Origin of the sequence: uncultured Dokdonia sp. (assembly GCF_947492535.1) — a bacterium.
In the GTDB taxonomy this organism is placed as follows: Bacteria; Bacteroidota; Bacteroidia; order Flavobacteriales; family Flavobacteriaceae; genus Dokdonia.
In genome coordinates this window covers 134830-154003 of record NZ_CANLNH010000003.1, presented here as the reverse complement: position 1 = coordinate 154003, position 19174 = coordinate 134830, and the positions used below count along the sequence as shown (strand labels likewise).

At 33.4% G+C, this 19174-nt stretch carries 18 protein-coding genes; 16 read left to right on the top strand and 2 right to left on the bottom strand.

Annotated features, from left to right (window positions below):
* Positions 1–30 precede the first annotated feature (30 nt).
* From Q1A60_RS05360 to Q1A60_RS05315, 10 genes are all read left to right on the top strand, one after another.
* Positions 31–1029, top strand: coding sequence for a stage II sporulation protein M (locus Q1A60_RS05360; protein WP_299765376.1), 999 nt, complete (start codon positions 31–33; stop codon positions 1027–1029).
* Positions 1026–1955 carry a hypothetical protein gene (locus tag Q1A60_RS05355; RefSeq protein ID WP_299765379.1) on the top strand — a complete coding sequence of 310 codons (930 nt, stop codon included), beginning with the start codon at positions 1026–1028 and terminating at the stop codon, positions 1953–1955. The genes Q1A60_RS05360 and Q1A60_RS05355 overlap by 4 nt, the downstream gene beginning before the upstream one ends.
* Positions 1955–2731, top strand: coding sequence for a DUF4129 domain-containing protein (locus tag Q1A60_RS05350; protein ID WP_299765381.1), 777 nt, complete (start codon positions 1955–1957; stop codon positions 2729–2731). The genes Q1A60_RS05355 and Q1A60_RS05350 overlap by 1 nt, the downstream gene beginning before the upstream one ends.
* The gene (locus Q1A60_RS05345; RefSeq protein WP_299765383.1) at positions 2728–3942 is read left to right on the top strand and encodes a DUF4350 domain-containing protein; all 1215 of its coding nucleotides are present in this window, start codon (positions 2728–2730) and stop codon (positions 3940–3942) included. The genes Q1A60_RS05350 and Q1A60_RS05345 overlap by 4 nt, the downstream gene beginning before the upstream one ends.
* A 1-nt stretch (position 3943) precedes the next feature.
* Entirely contained in the window at positions 3944–5035 is a 1092-nt protein-coding gene (locus Q1A60_RS05340; protein ID WP_299765385.1) for a MoxR family ATPase, read from the top strand.
* 1 nt (position 5036) lies between these two features.
* Complete coding sequence (locus tag Q1A60_RS05335) at positions 5037–6377, top strand: DUF58 domain-containing protein (protein ID WP_299765387.1); 1341 nt, start codon at positions 5037–5039, stop codon at positions 6375–6377.
* 100 nt (positions 6378–6477) lie between these two features.
* Positions 6478–7917 carry a hypothetical protein gene (locus Q1A60_RS05330; RefSeq protein ID WP_299765389.1) on the top strand — a complete coding sequence of 480 codons (1440 nt, stop codon included), beginning with the start codon at positions 6478–6480 and terminating at the stop codon, positions 7915–7917.
* A gap of 133 nt (positions 7918–8050) precedes the next feature.
* Complete coding sequence (gene purB, locus Q1A60_RS05325; protein ID WP_299765391.1) at positions 8051–9394, top strand: adenylosuccinate lyase; 1344 nt, start codon at positions 8051–8053, stop codon at positions 9392–9394.
* Positions 9394–9633 (top strand): hypothetical protein, encoded by a 240-nt coding sequence (locus tag Q1A60_RS05320; RefSeq protein ID WP_299765393.1) that lies wholly within the window; start codon positions 9394–9396, stop codon positions 9631–9633. The genes purB and Q1A60_RS05320 overlap by 1 nt, the downstream gene beginning before the upstream one ends.
* 76 nt (positions 9634–9709) lie before the next feature.
* Positions 9710–10228 carry an OmpH family outer membrane protein gene (locus Q1A60_RS05315; RefSeq protein ID WP_299765395.1) on the top strand — a complete coding sequence of 173 codons (519 nt, stop codon included), beginning with the start codon at positions 9710–9712 and terminating at the stop codon, positions 10226–10228.
* 549 nt (positions 10229–10777) lie between these two features.
* On the opposite strand, the gene Q1A60_RS05310 is transcribed toward Q1A60_RS05315, so the two are convergent.
* The gene (locus Q1A60_RS05310) at positions 10778–11164 is read right to left on the bottom strand and encodes a nucleoside triphosphate pyrophosphohydrolase family protein (protein ID WP_299765397.1); all 387 of its coding nucleotides are present in this window, start codon (positions 11162–11164) and stop codon (positions 10778–10780) included.
* A gap of 567 nt (positions 11165–11731) precedes the next feature.
* On the opposite strand from Q1A60_RS05310, the gene Q1A60_RS05300 reads away from it, so the two are divergent.
* From Q1A60_RS05300 to Q1A60_RS05275, 6 genes are all read left to right on the top strand, one after another.
* On the top strand, positions 11732–13240 hold the full coding sequence (locus Q1A60_RS05300; RefSeq protein ID WP_299765408.1) for a S8 family serine peptidase: 1509 nt from the start codon (positions 11732–11734) through the stop codon (positions 13238–13240).
* Positions 13241–13249: 9 nt separating this feature from the next.
* Positions 13250–13888: a hypothetical protein gene (locus Q1A60_RS05295; RefSeq protein ID WP_299765410.1), complete on the top strand. Its 639-nt coding sequence runs from the start codon at positions 13250–13252 to the stop codon at positions 13886–13888.
* Positions 13885–15774, top strand: coding sequence for an ATP-binding protein (locus Q1A60_RS05290; RefSeq protein ID WP_299765412.1), 1890 nt, complete (start codon positions 13885–13887; stop codon positions 15772–15774). The genes Q1A60_RS05295 and Q1A60_RS05290 overlap by 4 nt, the downstream gene beginning before the upstream one ends.
* A gap of 115 nt (positions 15775–15889) precedes the next feature.
* Positions 15890–16519 (top strand): response regulator transcription factor, encoded by a 630-nt coding sequence (locus Q1A60_RS05285; protein WP_299765414.1) that lies wholly within the window; start codon positions 15890–15892, stop codon positions 16517–16519.
* 224 nt (positions 16520–16743) lie between these two features.
* The gene (locus tag Q1A60_RS05280) at positions 16744–17160 is read left to right on the top strand and encodes a hypothetical protein (protein WP_299684223.1); all 417 of its coding nucleotides are present in this window, start codon (positions 16744–16746) and stop codon (positions 17158–17160) included.
* A gap of 134 nt (positions 17161–17294) precedes the next feature.
* Positions 17295–17678: a LuxR C-terminal-related transcriptional regulator gene (locus Q1A60_RS05275; RefSeq protein ID WP_299765416.1), complete on the top strand. Its 384-nt coding sequence runs from the start codon at positions 17295–17297 to the stop codon at positions 17676–17678.
* A gap of 206 nt (positions 17679–17884) precedes the next feature.
* Here Q1A60_RS05275 and glyA read toward each other — a convergent pair whose 3' ends face one another.
* Positions 17885–19159 (bottom strand): serine hydroxymethyltransferase, encoded by a 1275-nt coding sequence (gene glyA / locus Q1A60_RS05270; RefSeq protein ID WP_299765418.1) that lies wholly within the window; start codon positions 19157–19159, stop codon positions 17885–17887.
* Positions 19160–19174 lie beyond the last annotated feature (15 nt).

Here is a 19174-nt window from a genome sequence, read left to right as displayed (position 1 = left end):
CTCTTTCTTTACTTTCTAATTTTTTATTAAATGCGTGAAGCGGCTTTTGTCAAGCAAAATAAGGATAAATGGTTGAAGTTTGAAAATGTTATCAGTAACAAAAGTCAAATACATCCTGATGAGCTCTCAAATCTCTATATAGAAGTGACAGACCATCTTAGTTATGCGCAAACGTTTTACCCTGGTAGCAAGACGTTAGAGTACCTTAATTACATCGCATCACAATCACATCAAATCATTTATAAAAGTAAAAAAGAATCCAGTAAACGATTTATTACTTTTTATACCAAAGAGTTTCCGCTTTTGATGTATCAATATCAAAAACAACTCCTTATTGCTTTTCTAACCTTTATGCTATTTGCCCTTATAGGAGCCTATAGCGCTGCAAATGATGGCGCTTTTGTTAGAACCATTCTTGGTGACAACTATGTAAACATGACCTTAGAAAATATAGAAAAAGGAGATCCTATGGGAGTCTATAAAGAACAAGGAGAACTCAATATGTTTTTAGGGATTACGATTAATAATATAAAAGTAGGCTTGTACGCATATATTTTAGGACTTTTATTTTCTATAGGTTCTTTAATGGTTATTATGCAAAATGCGGTTATGGTAGGGAGTTTTCAATATTTCTTTTTTGAGCAAGGAGTAGGATGGGAATCTGTACGTACCATATGGATTCATGGTACAATAGAAATATCTGTGATCATTATTGCGGGATGCGCAGGGATGGTCGTAGGAAATAGTATGATGTTTCCAAAAACATATACACGTTTAGACTCCTTTGTTAAAGGTGTGAAAAATAGTTTAAAAATTATACTGAGTACTATTCCGTTTTTTATTATTGCAGGTTTTTTAGAAGGGTTTGTAACACGACACACAGAAATGCCAGATTGGTTAGCAATAACAATCATTGGAGGGTCACTATCTCTTATTGTTTTTTATTATGTGATCTATCCTAGACAATTATATAAAAAACAGCAAAATACCCAAGTACATACACCAAAAATTCCGACACCAACCGAATGATGCCATCTACTACTACATATATAGAATTCAAGCGTAAAAGAGAGCTTGGAGATATTATTACTGATGCATTTAAATTTTTGCGTCAAAACTTCAAGATGATTTTTAAAATTCTTGCTAAAACTGCGGGAATCCCTTTTGCGTTATTTATCGTCGCACAAGCGTATTATACAGCAATCTCTTTCTCTTCTGTATTTGCGCAAACTAATAATCCATTTGGAATTTTTGAAACCACATCTATTCTTGTAAGTGCACTATTTATGTACTTATTTTTATTTCTGTATTTCTCGTTCATGTTTACAGCAATTACCTGTACTATAAAATCATACGTAGATAATAAAGGAATTATTAAAGAAACAGAAGTTATTGATCATATACGAACAAAAATAGGAGCCACATTATTAGCCGGTACTGCAAAATTTTTCATTTTAGCACTCGCTTTTGTCGTTTGTTTTATACCTGTTATTTATTTTTCTGTCCCTTTATACTTACTATTTGCGGTTCTTATTTTTGAAAATAAAAATGTGTCTGATGCAATCGGTAGCGCATTTGATATTGTTAAAGAAGAATGGTGGATCACATTTTTTACTATGTTTCTTATCGGGCTTTTATGGTATGTAGCAAGTCTTGTTCTTAATTTACCTACAACCATCTATGTTTGGATTAAAACATTTACAACCATACAAGAAGTGTCATATTCAGATATAGGAGGATCATATGATATTTTAGCTATTGTCTTTACTACAGTATCTGCATCTCTTCAATATCTTCTATATATTATTGTACCTATAGGTGCTTCTTTTGTGTATTACAATCTTAATGAGCGTAAACATCAAACAGGTACCTTAGAACGCATAGATTCTATCGGCGCCTCTGATGACGATGATGACGAAGAGATAAATTCTAATAATAACTTCAGCAGATTATAATGAAGCATCGCCTTGTATGCCTTTTTATTTTTTTCTTTTCGCTTTGCGCGAAAACTACCTATGCAACTTCCCCGCATGCAATGTTGCGTATGCAAGAAGATATTGAGACTGAGCTATCACAGGAATTGCAAAAAGATACATCTCCCCTATCTCCTAACACTCTTGATAGAGAAAAAATACAAGAATATCAAAATGATGACGATTTTAATTACGTCGAAGTTTTTGAAGAAAATGAGTTCTGGAACAATTTTAAACAATGGATTTATGATGTACTTAGCACCATTTTTGAATGGATTTTTGATGGAGAAGAAGCCGTAGGAGCGCTCGCTACTTTTATTAAATCACTCCCGTATATTGTTGGAGGCTTACTACTGATTTTAACTATATGGGCATTTTTAAAAATGGATAGCGGAGAGTTATTGTTTAATAAAAAGCCTACCTCTCAAGTATTTATGTCTGATGATGAAGAACTTATCAATCATCAAGACATACAATCGCTTATAGATGAAGCCATCGCATCTGGAAATCATAGACTTGCCATACGATTTTATTACTTACTCGCACTTCAAAAAATGAGTGGAAAAGAATTAATAGACTGGCAAGCACAAAAAACAAATCACGAATATATCTATGAAGTAAAAGACCAACAGATACGCAAGCAATTTAGACATGTCACAGATCTCTATGATTATATATGGTATGGTAACTTTGAAGTAGATGCACAATCATTTAAGAAAGCGCAATCTTCATTCTTAACATTAACAAATATAGTATGAGTACGAGGTTTAAAATACTTGCCGGTGTGTTATTAGTGTTAATCGCTTCTCTTATCTTTTTAGAATCTAGTAAAAAAGATCCTATAAATTGGTATAGCAGTTATGCGGTAAAAGATAAAATTCCGTACGGTACCTTTGTGCTGTATAATACCCTTAAAGAAACAAGAAATCCCGATAATTTTAAAGAAATCTCACGCCCACCCTATGAGTTTCTAGCAGATAGTAACCATCAAAGTGGCACCTATTTTTTTGTAAATGAGTATATTGGTTTTGATGAAGCTGAAGCTTTGCAATTACTAGACTGGGTAGCGCGTGGTAATACACTTTATATAGCAGGACGCGGTGTAGGAACAACAATTTTAGATACCCTTTCTTTAGAAACGGACTCCTATTATCAACTCAATAATTTAGAAAGAAAACCTTTACTAGAACTAGCGCATCCAGATCTTAAAACAAAAGACCCCTATATATTAGATCGAGATATACAAACTTCCTATTTTGACAAAGTAGATACCTTAAACACTGTTGTTTTAGGAACCTATGATTATATACAAGAGGAAGATACACTAACGATAAAAGAACCGAAAGTACATTTTATAAAACAAGCATTTGAGGAAGGAACGATCATTATCCATTTGATGCCAGAATCGTTTACAAATTACTTTATGCTACACAATTCAAATTATGCCTATACAGAAGGTGCATTAAAGTATATTCCTGAAGACGGTCCTATTTATTGGGATAACCATTATAAAAATGGAAAAGTGATACAAACGTCTCCTTTACGAATGATCCTTTCAAATAGATACCTCAAATGGGCCTATTATATGCTTATTATTGGTGTCATTCTTTGGGTATTTTTTGAAGGAAAACGCAAGCAAAGAGCCATCCCAATTATAAAACCATTACCCAATCAAACCCTTGCGTTTACAAAAACAATAGCTGGTATGTATTATGAAAAGCAAGATCATAAAAGTATTGCTTTACATCAAATCAATCACTTTATGGAGCATATACGAGAACAGTATCTCTTACAAACATCAGATAGAGGACTTAATTTTATTGAAAGACTTGCATCAAAATCAAATAACACACAAGAAGATACAAAACGACTCATGGACTATATCACATCCATTAGTCAGAAATATCCAATCACTAAAGAAGAATTATTAAAATTAAATAAGCTTATAGAAGCTTTTAAAACTATATAATATGGACGACGTAACAGGAACTGGACTACCAGAAGATGGAAAAGAAAATACGCCATTATCACAAGATACTCCTTCGGCAACTCCAGAAGAAATTATAGACGATACTACAAACTCTCAAGAGAATCTTACGTTTACAAATAGGATTCCGTTAGAAGAGTTACGCAACGCTGCAGATCATATACGAGAAGAGCTTGCCAAAATCATTGTAGGTCAATCTGAATTTATAGAACTTCTTATTGTTGCATTGCTTTCTGATGGTCATGTACTCATAGAAGGGGTTCCTGGAATTGCAAAAACCGTAACCGCAAAGCTATTTGCAAAGACATTAGATACGCAATTTAGTCGTTTACAATTTACACCAGATTTAATGCCTAGTGATGTATTAGGAACCTCTGTTCTGAATATGAAAACCAGTGATTTTGAGTTCAAAAAAGGACCTATCTTCTCTAATGTTGTACTTATAGATGAGATTAACCGTGCACCTGCCAAAACACAAGCAGCCTTGTTTGAAGTAATGGAAGAGCGTCAAATCACTATAGATGGTGTACGCTATCCTATGGATCCGCCATTTATGGTGTTAGCAACGCAAAATCCTGTAGAACAAGAAGGTACATACGCATTACCAGAAGCACAACTAGATCGTTTCTTATTTAAAATTAAAGTAGATTATCCTTCTTTAGAAGAAGAAGTAACGATCTTAAAAAGCCATCATGAGCGTAAAGGAGTGATTGCAAAAGATACGATTACGGCTGTAGTAAATCCTAAAAAACTAGCCACTTTCAGAGCTCAAACGCAAGCCGTTATGATTGAAGAAAAAATCCTCAATTATATCGCAGAAATTGTGATGAACTCTCGTAAACATCCACATTTGTATTTAGGAGGTTCTCCACGTGCATCCCTGGCTATTATGAATGCCGCAAAAGCATTTGCAGCTATTGCTGGTCGTGACTTTGTGATTCCAGAAGATGTAAAACGTGCTGTCGTACCTGTAATGCGCCATCGTATTATCTTATCTCCAGAAAGAGAAATGGAAGGAATGACACCAGAACAAGTTATTGATATGATTGTACAATCTGTAGAAATCCCTAGATAGATTGGCACTTATCCGTTTCATAAAATCTTTATTTGTAAGAAATAGAATTTTCTATGCAATTACTTTTCTTGGAATTATATACTTAATTTCAAATTGGTATCATGGACTATTTCCAATAGCAAACCTCCTGTGTTTAGGATTGGCTGTGGTCTTCTTTGTAGACTGCTTAGTACTTTTTCGCGGAAGCGAACAACTAAAAGCACAACGCTTACTTCCTGAAAAATTTTCAAATAGTGATCTAAATGAACTTATTGTAAAAATTCAAAATAAATATCCATTTGAAATTACGGTCACCATCATCGATGAAATTCCTATTCAGTTTCAAAAGAGAGATTTTAAAAAAACATTCCCGATTCCTGCTAAATCAATTCAAGAGTACGCCTACAACTTACGCCCTGTAGAACGAGGCGAATATATATTTGGACACCTTAACATATATGTAAGTAGCCCTATTGGCATTGTAAAGCGTCGCTATCGTTTTGAAAAAGATCAGATGGTAAAAGTATACCCGTCTTTTATCCAGATGAAAAAATACGCTTTCCTTGCATTAGATAATAGATTGACATTATACGGTATGAAAAAAATACGTCGTATTGGACATACGATGGAGTTTGAACAAATTAAAGACTATGTGATAGGCGATGATGTACGTACCATAAATTGGAAGGCAACTGCAAAGCGAGCAAGCTTGATGGTTAATCAGTTTCAGGATGAAAAAGCACAACCTATCTATACGATTATAGATGCTAGTAGAACCATGAAAATGCCTTTTAATGGACTTACATTACTAGATTATGCTATTAATAGCACATTGGCTTTTTCAAACATTGCTTTAAAGAAAAAGGATAAGGTAGGACTCCTTACGTTTGCCGAGACAATAAAAAATCATGTACCCGCCAGTAGTAAGAAAACACATCTGGATACCATTCTAGAGGTATTATATAATATCAATACTAAGTTTTTGGATAATGATTTTGGTACCTTGTATACACAAATTAAACGTAAAGTGACGCAGCGTAGTTTGCTGTTGCTATACACAAATTTTGAACATATCTCTGCTTTAGAAAGGCAGCTTATTTATTTAAAAGCGCTTTCGCGAAAGCATGTATTGGTGGTCATCTTTTTTCAGAATACAGAATTAGACGCGTTATTAACGACCCATGCAGAAAATCTCGAAGAAGTATATCATAAAACCATCGCTCAAAAAGCAGATTATGATAAAAAGGTAATGGCCAAAACACTTGCCAAATACGGTATTCAAACCATTTTAACCAAGCCTGAAGACCTTACAGTAAATACTATCAATAAGTATTTAGAAATCAAAGCAAAAGGACTTATTTAAGTTACGACAACACTTCATTTTTATAAAAGTATTTATAAAAAACACGCAACCTTTTTACCATAGTTCAGATAAGTAGGTATAACAACTTATAAAATAAACTATGAAAAAAATATTGGTATACGTTGCTACTCTTTTAGTAATTACACTTGCTCTTAATAGCTGTCAGAATGATGATGATAACACAATTACACCGCCATCGCCTACAGGTGAAACTATCGATGTAGAAGCTATTGTTGAACGACTTACAGGCGGGAATTCCAAAACTTGGAAAATACGAGAAGGATTTGTTATTATAAATAATCAAACTTCTGTAGATTTTATGGACGAATACAATGTACAGGATGACGAGTTTACTTTCTCTTTAGAAAATGATACTGTGATATTACAATGGAAAAAAGGATTTGGAATGAATATCGGTATTGATACATTTGAAGAATTCTTTTCTGATAAAAATGAAGCATCCGTAACCTATCAAGTCACCATAAATCCTGACACAGGAGTCTTAAGTCTTGGCCAGAGTGGTATCACATTACAACTCGCAGCAAATGTAGATGTAAGCATCATCAATCTCATACAACCTGACGGACAAACAGATTTAAGTGTAAACATAGTTCCTAAAAATGCTGCAGATTACATCCAAATACCAAACGCTGTTTCAAATCCACAAGAGGTATTTAGTTTTGATACAGGGATCTTTAGAGTAGGATTTAAAGTATCGCAATCACAAAACAGTCTCTATCTTACCAATAGAAATGATTTAGACGGTATAGGGATGCAACAAGCTTTTAAATATGATTTGGCTACAAATACACTATCGTCTTTTACATATTTTTTACAAGATTTTGCTACAAAAAACATTGAGTTTTTAGAAAATAAAGTAGTGAGTATTGGCGGTAATGCCTTTGAAAATATGGATTATGAATTTTTAGGAGTTAATCCATATACACCTATAATTAATGCTGCTGTAAGTAATGGAACGGCTGCACTCGATAACACTGCCTATCTTTTTTCTGGTCTAGTAAATGGCAGTGAAACCGCAATTACTACATGGAATATTGGAAATGCTGATTTTCAAGATATCGCTACATTACCTGTATCATTACATGATATGGATGGTGAGATCGTAAATCAAACGTTATACATGTTTGGTGGTTGGGACACGCCTTCTTCAACAGATACAGGATCAAATATCGTATATACCTATCAGATAGACACGGGAGCACAAAACCAAATAACAATTCCTGTTAACCTTCGAGAAACGTACACCTCTATTGTAGAAAATATTATTTATGTAGGAGGATTACAACCTATAGATACAGATAATGATGGACAACCAGATGATTTAAATCCCTACTTAGGAGCATTTAACACAATAGATAATAGTTTTCAAGAAATAGCATTAAACGTAGGCGACATTCTAGACAACAGACGTTTGGTTCACTTACAAGTAGTAGGAAACACAGCATTTCTAGTAACCTCAGAAAATCTGGGAGCCCCTAATGGATATATAAATAGGGTGTATGAAGCTACGATAAACTAACCATTCACTTTTCTTAGAGTATAATAGATTAGCCATAAATACATTTTAAAAAGGATGTTTGTAATATAACATCCTTTTTTATTGTGCTACCATAGGGTTTTTTTATCTTTGCCCCTTATTTAAAACTACATCTATGTCGTTGTCACATTTACAAGCCATCTCTCCAGTTGATGGTCGTTATGCCTCAAAAACGGAATCGCTTGTACCTTTCTTTTCTGAAGAAGCTCTTATAAAATATCGTGTTAAAGTAGAAATAGAATACTTTATTGCGCTTTGTGAATTACCATTACCACAATTAGAAGGTATTGATAAACACAGTTATATCGCTTTGCGCGAAATATACTCAGACTTCACGACCCAAGATGCGCAGGCAATCAAAGACATCGAAAAGATTACCAATCATGATGTAAAAGCAGTCGAGTATTTTATCAAAGAAAAATTTGACGCATTAGAACTTACCGAATATAAAGAGTTCATTCACTTCGGACTTACCTCACAAGATATTAATAATACAGCCATCCCCATGAGTTTGAAGGATGCTGTAAATCAAGTATACATTCCGCAATTACTAGAAGTCGTAGACCATTTAAAACAACTAGTAGATGAGTGGAGTTCTATTTCGTTATTAGCACGTACACACGGGCAACCTGCTTCCCCTACTCGCTTAGGAAAAGAAATTGAAGTATTTGTTGTACGTATCGAAGAACAACTAAATCTATTAAATGATATTCCAAGTGCTGCAAAGTTTGGAGGCGCTACCGGAAACTTCAATGCGCATAAAGTAGCCTATCCAATGATCGATTGGAAGCAATTTGGACATGACTTTGTACATGACACCTTAAAATTACATCACTCCTTCCCTACTACACAAATAGAGCACTATGATCATATGGCGGCATTATTTGATGGATTAAAACGTATCAATACGATCATTATTGATCTTAATCGTGATTTCTGGACCTATATCTCTATGGAGTATTTCAAGCAGAAAATTAAAGCAGGAGAAGTTGGGTCAAGCGCAATGCCACATAAAGTAAACCCAATTGACTTTGAAAATAGTGAAGGGAATTTAGGTATTGCAAATGCTGTTTTTGAGCACTTAGCTGCAAAGCTTCCTATCTCAAGATTACAGCGTGACCTTACAGATAGTACTGTGTTACGTAATGTGGGAGTTCCTATTGGACATACAATTATAGGATTACAGTCTACCTTAAAAGGATTAAATAAGCTACTCCTCAACGAGCAGAAGATTGCTGCAGACTTAGAAAATAACTGGGCGGTTGTTGCAGAAGCAATTCAGACGATATTACGTCGTGAGGCGTATCCAAATCCCTATGAAGCATTAAAAGAATTGACGCGTGTAAACGAAGCTATCACACAAGAATCTATTGCTACATTTATTGATACTCTAGATGTAAGCGAAGCCATCAAAGGAGAGTTGAAAGCCATTACACCAGATAACTATACAGGAATTTAATGAGACTTTTAAAACTCATTTGGGATTTTAGAGGGCCTGCAGGTGCAAAAACCGCTGTGCATCATGAAATACATTTGAAAGAGTACGCTTTCGCGAAAGCGTTAACAACTCAAATCACAGGAGTAGAGAATCTTAGCGAACTTCACAGTATTGCCTATCTCGTAGTCCAAGAAAATGAAATGCGTCCCGTAAGAGATGCCCTAAAACCTCACAGAGGGCAAGTATACACTGAAAAATAAAAGTTCGGCATAGATATTGGTTTCTATCTCATATATTTGCACGCGCGAAGCTAAAAAAACTAATAAATTATACACAATGAAGAAAATGATACTTATTGCATTTGTTGCCCTATTTACAGCAACAACATTTGCACAAACGACAAAAGTAGGTACAGTAGATGCTGATTATACGTTAGCTCAAATGCCAGAATTGGTGACAGCACAAGATGCTTTGAAAGAGTATAATGCAGATCTTGAAAAGCAATTAAAAGAAAAGCTAGACAATTATGACGCTATATATAAGACTGCCGAAGCTGCCTTTCCAACAATGACAGACGCTGAAAAAACAGCTAAACAACAAGAACTTGCTGGTTTAGAAAATGATATTTCAAAATTCCGTAATAACGGAACACAGTTGGTACAATTAAAACAAGATGAATTACTTCGTCCTCTTTATAAAAAGATTGGTGAAAATGTTGCTGTTGTTGCTAAAGAATTAGGGTATACACAAATCCTAAACATTGGAAATAACAACAACTTAGCATATATAGATCCTGCACACGATATTACACTAAAAGTACTTGCTAAAATGGGAATTACTGTAAAACAAAATTAATCCCTTAGCATACTTACTATCTTATAAAAAATGCCATTCGTTTTTAATGGCATTTTTTATGGAACGTATTTAGATACTATAATTTCGTCAAGCTGAACTTGTTTCAGCTTCTTATAACATTAATAATTAATACTGTGAGATTCTGAACTAAATTCAGAATGACGCTTTAAGTTACTTTTTACACCCCTCTTTTTATTGAATATTCTTAAATACTATAACTTCATCAAAAATGAACTTGCCTGTACTGAACGTGTTTCAGTATTGCCGGTTCTCATAATTAGGATTGAATACGGACACCTTGTGAGATTCCGAAATAAATTCGGAATGACGTCATAATGCCATTTCTACTCTATTTTTATGTTGGATAGCTATACAGTGATTTCGATACAATTTCCTTACAGCGAATCACTCAGCCGCCTTAGATTTTATAAATACTAAAGGTCAAGCTATTTTGCGACAGCAAAATGAATACACTTTAGACTACAAGCTATTTCGCGCCAGCGAAAAGATATACTAACAGCTAACGACTAACCGACTATAAGCCAACAGCTACCTCTCAAGAATTTCCTTGATATTTGGTTTAAAGTAATTAGGGCCTTTCAATACTTTTCCATCTTCACGGTAGATTGGTTTTCCATCGGCGCCTAACTTACTCATATTACTGCGTTGTATCTCATTAAAGACTTCTTCGATCTTGTCTTGCATTCCATGTTCTATAATCGTACCACATAAGATATAAAGCATATCCCCTAATGCATCGGCTACTTCAACCAGATCACCTTCATTGGCAGCTTCTAAGTATTCTTCATTTTCTTCTTTCATCAAGTTAAAACGAAGGAGATTTTTTTCTTTAGTTAATTGTGCGGTAGGTGTTTCTTCTATTCCTAACCCAAAAGCACTATGAAATTCGTGTACAGCAGCTATTTTGTTTTTCATATTGATGCCCGTGACAACGGGTATTCTTTTTATGCCCGCGAAGGCGGGCATCTTATTAATAAAAATAAATCACAGAACAAGTCCTGATCCCGCTGAAAAAGCGGGATTAGTTCAACTAACTATTTTGAATTCGTCCTTTAGACTTTTCAAAATAGCGTTTCACTAATAATTCGTTCGTAAATATACGTGTTATGTCGTATTTTTGAAGTCTCTAAAATACATACAAAATGTTTAGTACAGGTCAACTGATTTTTGTTATTTTCTTTGTGGTCGCTTTTATAGCCTTTATCACGTATTCTTATCGTAAGGATGCAAAGCTTCACAAAAAAGAATACAAAGGATCTCGCTGGATACTTTTAGGTTTCATTGGTTTTGTTGCTTTACTCTTTGTGATAAAGTATACTTTAAAAGGATAACCCTTTACCGTTTTTTATAGCTTCTTATCGATTTTATTTTTTGTACTTGTAAATTTCTCATAGCTTGTTGAGAAAATATACCCTGTAGTGGGTATTCTAGGCGTTTTAATTATTTTTTTTATTTGAATAATAAATTCTTCAACTATCCATTATGCCAGATAAAATAATTTTAGAATATGAAAATCAAAATATAAAAGAGAAGGTAATCTTTGAAAGATCTGGCTTACTATTAGACTTATCAGTAGTGCCAGATGATGTATATAAAGAAGTTATCAATGATGCTAAAAAGAAAAATAATTTTATAAAAAACTTTATAGACGATTCTTTAGTAGAAATAGATTACAAAGCGTTTAAAAAAAGATATAAAAATAAGTTATCTGATATTATCTTAATAGATAAGTATACACACAAAAATTTTGAATATAGAATTCAAAATCAATGTGGTAATTATGAAATAATCATTTTATTAACTAATGATATTCATATTGAAGATATAGACGATTTTATAGGAGTGAAAGGATTTATAGATGATAGATATGTTGAAAATGAATATATACTAGTTCAAATATATCCAGGTAATTTAAAAAAGATTAAAAAGAAATTTGATAGGGAAAATGTTTCTTACGAAGAAAATTTTCAAACAATTAAGTATGTATACCCTAGAAATATTGCAAATATAAACAGCTATATTGAGGATAAAGAATTACCGTTAAGTCCTGCTTATGAATTTATTAATTATGATACTGACAGGCAAAGTATGTTAAGAAACGAAGACATTATCATAGGTTTAATGGATAATGGTGTTCAAGGAAAACATCCAGACTTAGCTGAAATTTTTGATGAAGTAAAAAGTTATAATTTTTTTAAAAACCAAACAGATCAAACACCTAACAATAGAGAAAAACATGGTACGCATTGTGCCGGAATTCTTGCTGGTTTTGCAAAAAACAAAAAAGGAGTTGTTGGAACTGGTGCCGGCAGTACTTTAGTCAGTTATAAAATAGCAAAAGGAGAAGGCGATAATTACAATGATAGTCAAATTTCTATTTTTTATATAATTCAAGCTTTCCATAAAGCTTTAGCAGACCAATGCGATGTCATTAACTGTAGTTGGTCATTACCATATAAATCAACATTTTTACATAAAGTTATTATAAAAACAATAAAAGAAGGTAGAGAAGGTAAAGGGCTTCCAGTTGTTTTTGCTGCTGGTAATGCAGGGAAAGAAATTTCATTTCCAGCTATCATTCCAGAAGTGATCGTAGTGAGTGCATCAGATCTCAACAAAAGACCCTTTGATAAAGAATATTCTGATGATGGATGGAGTAGTAACTTTGGCGATAATATTTTAGTTGGAGCGCCAGGAATAAAACTATATACTACAGATCTTGTTGATGGTTTAGGAGAAACTCCAATAATCATTAATGAAGATGAATACCCTAATCATAGCTTATTTAAAGGAACATCTGCAGCTGCGCCTATTATTGCAGGTTTTATTGCTAAAATTTTAATAAATCATCCTGATTTAGAGTTAGATGACATTAAAAATATAATTACTAACAGTGTAATTCCTTACGAATCAAATACATATGATGACAGAAACTTTGGTTCTGGAATTATAAACTACAATAAACTTAAAATTAAAATTAATAATCTTTAATTCAAAATTATGTCTACAATTGATGAAAAAAACTTTGGAGTTGTTGTTCTAAAAAGTAATATGAACAATAAAAATCAATCCATTTACAGTAGTAACCTTTATAAAACTAGCTTTAATATATATGGCAACTTTTCAATAAACAATGATGGTACCATCGCATCTATTGACTTACAGATCTTAAATTATAAAGGAATCATTGATCTAGGTTTTGACAGAAACGAACCTGTAACATGTAAATATCAGCCTATTAAAGATGATGAAGGTAATATAAAACATCATGTCATTGTTCTTAATTTAACTCTAAAAGCAGTAGTTGGAGGCAGCACTGATTATATGAGACCTGTAGATATAGATGAAAATTTAGCTATTTTATCAGAAATTAATCAAAATGAAGACTTATATTTTCAAGTACATAGAGGTTTTAATGAAATTTGGGATCAATCTGAAGGAGATAAATCAATGGATAAAGGAATTTTTGATGAAGAATTTTTCTATAGAGATGGCACACATTTTAAAAGAAGAATGGTCACTAAAGTTCCAGAAGAGTTATATCAAACTCATACAAATAGAGTATACCCACAAATTGATTTTCTCCAAAAACCAGGTTTCAATTGTGGTATCGGAAACAATAAAATAATAAGATATTGAGAATATCAATTTTAACTTTCTTTCTTATTTTTTGCCTACTCAATGTGAGTGGGCAAGATAAGAATGATGCCGTATCTGAAATTATTAATTCTATTACTATTTTAGATTTTACTTCTGCAAAGCAACAATCTAATAACCTATTAGATCATGAGCTAAAAAAAGCCTTTCAACATTTAATACAAATAAGAGAAAATAATGGCCAAAGAAAGATAAAAGATTCTATTGTAGTGTTGAACATCAAAACCTCAACTAACCCAATTGTAAATTCTTTACATTCTTTAACAAAAGGGTTCTACCATTCCAATAATTCACTGGCAAACTGGAAAGCTATTCATTATTTTAAAGAAGTAGAAATATATGCTGTAGATCAAAATTTGAGTAACCTTGAAAAAATTAGTATTTGTGGTATAATCGAATTATATAATAACCAAATCATCCAAAAGTCAGAATCATATATTAAATATATTCAACGATTTAAAAAACTTAGTCATTCTAAAAGTGAAAAAGTTTTAGCTGACTTATACTTAAATGACTATTATGCCAATTCTGTTTTTTCTCCTCAAAAATTCTATCCATCAGCCAAAAAGATAGTAGCTCACTCCTTTGATAATAAATTAAATGAAAATATTAAAAGTAAAGTGTATTACTCATCAGTAATCTACTATCGTTCTCCACAGAAAAAAAAATATGATAGTATTTATTATTACATAACAAAAACTTTAAGTTTAAAGAATTCTCCATTTTTAAGATCAAAGAAAAAAAGAGCTTACATGGAACTCGCTGCATTAAATGCTGAAAAAAACAAAGCTAACGAGGCAAGAAGAAACATAGATTCTGCAAAAAATTACCATAATTTATCGCATCTTCAAAAATCAATTTATTCATTAAATAGGTGGAAAGCTTATTATGTACACCAGCCCTTAAAAGAGTATGACAGTGCCTTTTACTATTTAGAATCTTCGATGCTATACGAAGCTAAAAACGGAGTTGCAAAAAATCAAGAACAGTTAGCTCAATTAAATATTGAATTAGATACTGCCGAAAAAGAAAAACAACTTCTTGAAGAACAAGTAAAAAGAAAAGAAGAGCAAGAACAAAAAAGACAAATAACTATAGGTCTTACTGCTACCCTCCTCCTAGGCTCCATCATCGCCATTCTTATCTACCGCAATACCAAACGAAAACAACGTATTGCAGAACAAGACCGCGAACTCCAAATACAGAAAACAGAAACGATTCTGAAAGAGAAGGAACTAGAGACTATCAATGCTATGGTTTCAGGACAAGAAAAAGAACGCTTACGCCTTGCCAGTGAGTTACACGATAATCTAGGCAGTACCCTTGCCACAGTTCGTATGCAAGTCGAAAATCTAGAACGTAACCTTGATAAAGTAGATGATCCAAAGGCATTACTACAAAAAACCAATGCCCTCGTCAATGAAGCCTATACCAAAGTTCGTTCCATCTCTCATGAGCGTAATAGCGGTGTCTTAGCCAAAGACGGACTCTTACCTGCTATTCAAAAACTAGCACGTACTGTTTCTTCCAATAATAACCTTCAAGTAGACGTACAAGATTTTGGATTAGAAAATAGAATCGCCAACGAGCTAGAAATTACCATTTTTAGAATCATACAAGAACTCATAACTAACATTATAAAACATGCTCAAGCCACGGAAGCTAATATCTCCCTTACACAACATGACAACGAACTCAATATTATGGTAGAAGACGATGGTAAAGGCTTTAAAGTAGGGATACTCAAAGAAAAAGACGGTATGGGCTTAGGTAGTATAGAAAGACGTGTAGAACACTTAGAAGGAACCATGGAAGTAGATAGTGCCATAGGAAGAGGTACAAGTATAAGCATAGATATCCCTTTATAAGAATACTAGTATATTTATAACATAAAATATAGATTTCAAACTCGGTGATTTCGATACAATTTGCTTCTAGCAAATCACTCAATCTCCTTTCAGTATACAAAACAATAGACTTATTATGATTACAGTAGCCATTGCCGAAGATCATCAATCCCTTATAGATGGAATCGCCTTACTTCTTAAATATGAAGAGGGAATTTCTATTATAGGCACTTCAAATGATGGTAGAGATCTATTAGATATTGTTCGGCTAAAGCAACCTAAGGTTGTGATTATGGACATTCGAATGCCAAAATTAGATGGTATTGAGGCTACCAAAATCATTATGAAAGAATATCCGCATACCAAAGTTATTGCGTTTTCTATGTTTGATCAGGACCAAGCTGTGATACAAATGCGGGATGCTGGAGCCAAAGGGTATATCCTTAAAAATAGTCCGCTAGAAGAACTTCTAAAAGCCATACATGCAGTCATGAAAGGCAACGTATACTATGATACTGGTATCGATCAAAGTTTGTTTAATAACGCTTTCGCGAAAGCAAAAACACCTAAATCTGTATTATCCAAAAGCGAACGAGAAATCTTACGTCTCATCGCTCAAAACAAAACCTCTTCTGAAATCGCTGATGTACGATTTACTGCCGTTTCTACCGTAGAAAAACATCGTAAAAATATGATGCGAAAACTAGGTCTTAGTGGAAAAGGCGAACTACTCAAATACGCAGTAGAAAAAAAATACGATTTCTAAAGATGTATCCCTTTAAGTCTTTATAGACTATTCATAATTAGTATTTTAAGAAAAAAGCTCTAGTTATCATTCAATAGCTATTGGACACATTCTGCATATAATTTGTTACTAAATTATGATTTTACCATAAAAATAGTATATTAAACACTCAAAATACCCTATACTAGGTATTTTTTTTAATAACCATTATAAGTACTTTTAACAAGTAAAAAATCACTAACACAATGAAAAAAATAATTTTAGTTGCCGCATTTCTTATGTTATCTATCTTTCAAGGATTTTCTCAAGATCGAGATTTTGATGGCCTTTGGGAAGGAGTTCTAGAAAAAGAAAATGGAGAACAATATAAACTCACCTTATTTATAGAAGATAATAACGTATACGGTGTCACAACAGATGAGGATGATGATTTAGTAAAAGACAGGCAATTTGAAGTACAGATAAGCAAAGGGTATGGGGAACATCTTAATTTTTTCTGGATCAACAAAGGGGGAGTTTGGACAGAAACACAAATGTTTTCACTTTCTTGGTCATCTGACTCTGAGTTGTCTGTTTTTCATACAAGACATGTTTCTAATAAGTCTGATGAAATAGATGGGAATACTGATTGGGGATACTTTGCAAAGGGTACACTTAAGTAAAAAAGGACACAATATCATCAGTGGAAAAGGCGGGTTATTTATATAAATAATTCGCCTTTTATTTTACAAGTATTTTTCACAAATACCTAGTGATGGGTATTTTATCTTCTCTTTATTCTCTCTAGTTTTAAACTATGAATGTAACCCAAGAAATCATAGCAAGTATCGAACAAGCTTGCTCTCAACATCAGAAATTAAATATCCACCAAACATTAAGAATCATTACTGCCTACAGAGCTATTTCTAATGATCCTGAACTTATAGATAAAGTGATTCATCTTATTAGGTTATATAGTAAACAAGAGCATTATTCTAAAACCTTATCTCCTAGACAAAACCAAATCTTCAATTTGATTGGACTTGACTTTTCTTCCAAAGAAATTGCAGATATGCTCGCCATTAGCGAAGCCACTGTAAGTACACATCGTAAAAACATAATTAAAAAATTACAAATCTCGGGTGCAGGTACTTTACAAAAAATAGCCTATCAATACCTCCATAAAAAAGAGGAGAAATAAATACCCTAAAGAGGGTATGTTTTGAAGGGTATAGTATCGTTACTTTTAGATAGTTTACATACTATATTACTATGGAGATAGAATTTGCTATTAATATTACGGTTACCTATGTTTTAATAAAGATTGACTTCTCTTTATCAGTAAGTAAAACACAACACTAAAAAAGCCCCAAAAAGGGGCTTTTATTTTATAAATAGTAATGAGACTTAAGCTACAAATAACGGTTTATCACCCATCATTGCATTTACTTTACTAGCAATAGCTTCAAGTGCTGCATCATCCTCATGATTCATTATTGCTTCATCTATAAAGTCTACGATTGTCTGCATATCATTTTCTTTCAATCCTCTGGTCGTGATTGCAGCAGTACCAATACGAATTCCTGAAGTAACAAATGGCGATTTATCATCAAAAGGCACCATATTTTTATTTACTGTAATATCTGCTTTTCCAAGTGCTGCTTCTGCTGCTTTTCCTGTGATATCTTTATTACGAAGATCAATAAGCATCATATGATTATCGGTTCCTCCAGAAATGATATCATAGCCTTTGGCTACAAATCCAGCAGCCATTACTTCAGCATTTTTCTTTACTTGAACCATATAATGTAAGAACTCATCTGTAAGCGCTTCTCCAAAAGCAATTGCTTTGGCGGCAATGATATGCTCTAAAGGCCCCCCTTGATTTCCTGGGAAGATACCACTATCTAGTAATGATGACATCATACGTGGTTTTCCGCTTTTTAGTGTGATTCCAAATGGGTTTTCAAAATCTTTCCCCATTAAGATAAGTCCTCCTCTTGGACCACGAAGGGTTTTATGTGTTGTAGTTGTAACCACATGACAGTGCGGTATAGGATCAGAAATAATTCCTTTAGCGATCAAACCAGCTGGATGCGCTATATCTGCCATAAGAATTGCATTGACGCTGTCTGCTATTTCGCGAAAGCGTGCATAATCAATTTCACGAGAATACGCACTCGCACCGGCAATGATCATTTTTGGTTTTTCGCGCAAAGCGATCTCTTGAATTTTATCATAATTTAAACGCCCAGTCTCCTTCTCTACTCCATAAAAAACAGGATTATATAAACGTCCTGAAAAGTTAACAGGAGATCCATGTGTTAAATGACCACCATGAGAAAGATCAAATCCTAAAAACGTATCTCCAGGTTTTAAACAGGCATGAAAAACTGCTGTATTAGCCTGAGAACCGGAATGGGGTTGTACATTTGCGTACTCAGCACCAAAAAGCTCTTTAGCACGCTCTATAGCAATGGTTTCTACTTCATCTACCACTTGACACCCACCATAATAACGTTTTCCTGGATATCCTTCTGCATACTTATTTGTGAGTACAGATCCTGCAGCTTCCATGACTTGGTCGCTCACAAAGTTTTCTGAAGCAATTAATTCTAAGCCATCTAATTGGCGTTCTTTTTCTTCTTGTATTAAATCAAAAATAGCTGTGTCGCGTTGCATAATATATCTTATGTT

Coding starts and splice junctions, on each gene's coding strand:
- purB (WP_299765391.1), top strand. CDS start 8,051: ATGTCGTTGTCACATTTACAAGCCATCTCTCCAGTTGATGGTCGTTAT.
- glyA (WP_299765418.1), bottom strand. CDS start 19,159: ATGCAACGCGACACAGCTATTTTTGATTTAATACAAGAAGAAAAAGAA.
- Q1A60_RS05300 (WP_299765408.1), top strand. CDS start 11,732: ATGCCAGATAAAATAATTTTAGAATATGAAAATCAAAATATAAAAGAG.
- Q1A60_RS05285 (WP_299765414.1), top strand. CDS start 15,890: ATGATTACAGTAGCCATTGCCGAAGATCATCAATCCCTTATAGATGGA.
- Q1A60_RS05330 (WP_299765389.1), top strand. CDS start 6,478: ATGAAAAAAATATTGGTATACGTTGCTACTCTTTTAGTAATTACACTT.
- Q1A60_RS05350 (WP_299765381.1), top strand. CDS start 1,955: ATGAAGCATCGCCTTGTATGCCTTTTTATTTTTTTCTTTTCGCTTTGC.
- Q1A60_RS05310 (WP_299765397.1), bottom strand. CDS start 11,164: ATGAAAAACAAAATAGCTGCTGTACACGAATTTCATAGTGCTTTTGGG.
- Q1A60_RS05320 (WP_299765393.1), top strand. CDS start 9,394: ATGAGACTTTTAAAACTCATTTGGGATTTTAGAGGGCCTGCAGGTGCA.
- Q1A60_RS05340 (WP_299765385.1), top strand. CDS start 3,944: ATGGACGACGTAACAGGAACTGGACTACCAGAAGATGGAAAAGAAAAT.
- Q1A60_RS05280 (WP_299684223.1), top strand. CDS start 16,744: ATGAAAAAAATAATTTTAGTTGCCGCATTTCTTATGTTATCTATCTTT.
- Q1A60_RS05360 (WP_299765376.1), top strand. CDS start 31: ATGCGTGAAGCGGCTTTTGTCAAGCAAAATAAGGATAAATGGTTGAAG.
- Q1A60_RS05275 (WP_299765416.1), top strand. CDS start 17,295: ATGAATGTAACCCAAGAAATCATAGCAAGTATCGAACAAGCTTGCTCT.
- Q1A60_RS05295 (WP_299765410.1), top strand. CDS start 13,250: ATGTCTACAATTGATGAAAAAAACTTTGGAGTTGTTGTTCTAAAAAGT.
- Q1A60_RS05345 (WP_299765383.1), top strand. CDS start 2,728: ATGAGTACGAGGTTTAAAATACTTGCCGGTGTGTTATTAGTGTTAATC.
- Q1A60_RS05355 (WP_299765379.1), top strand. CDS start 1,026: ATGATGCCATCTACTACTACATATATAGAATTCAAGCGTAAAAGAGAG.
- Q1A60_RS05315 (WP_299765395.1), top strand. CDS start 9,710: ATGAAGAAAATGATACTTATTGCATTTGTTGCCCTATTTACAGCAACA.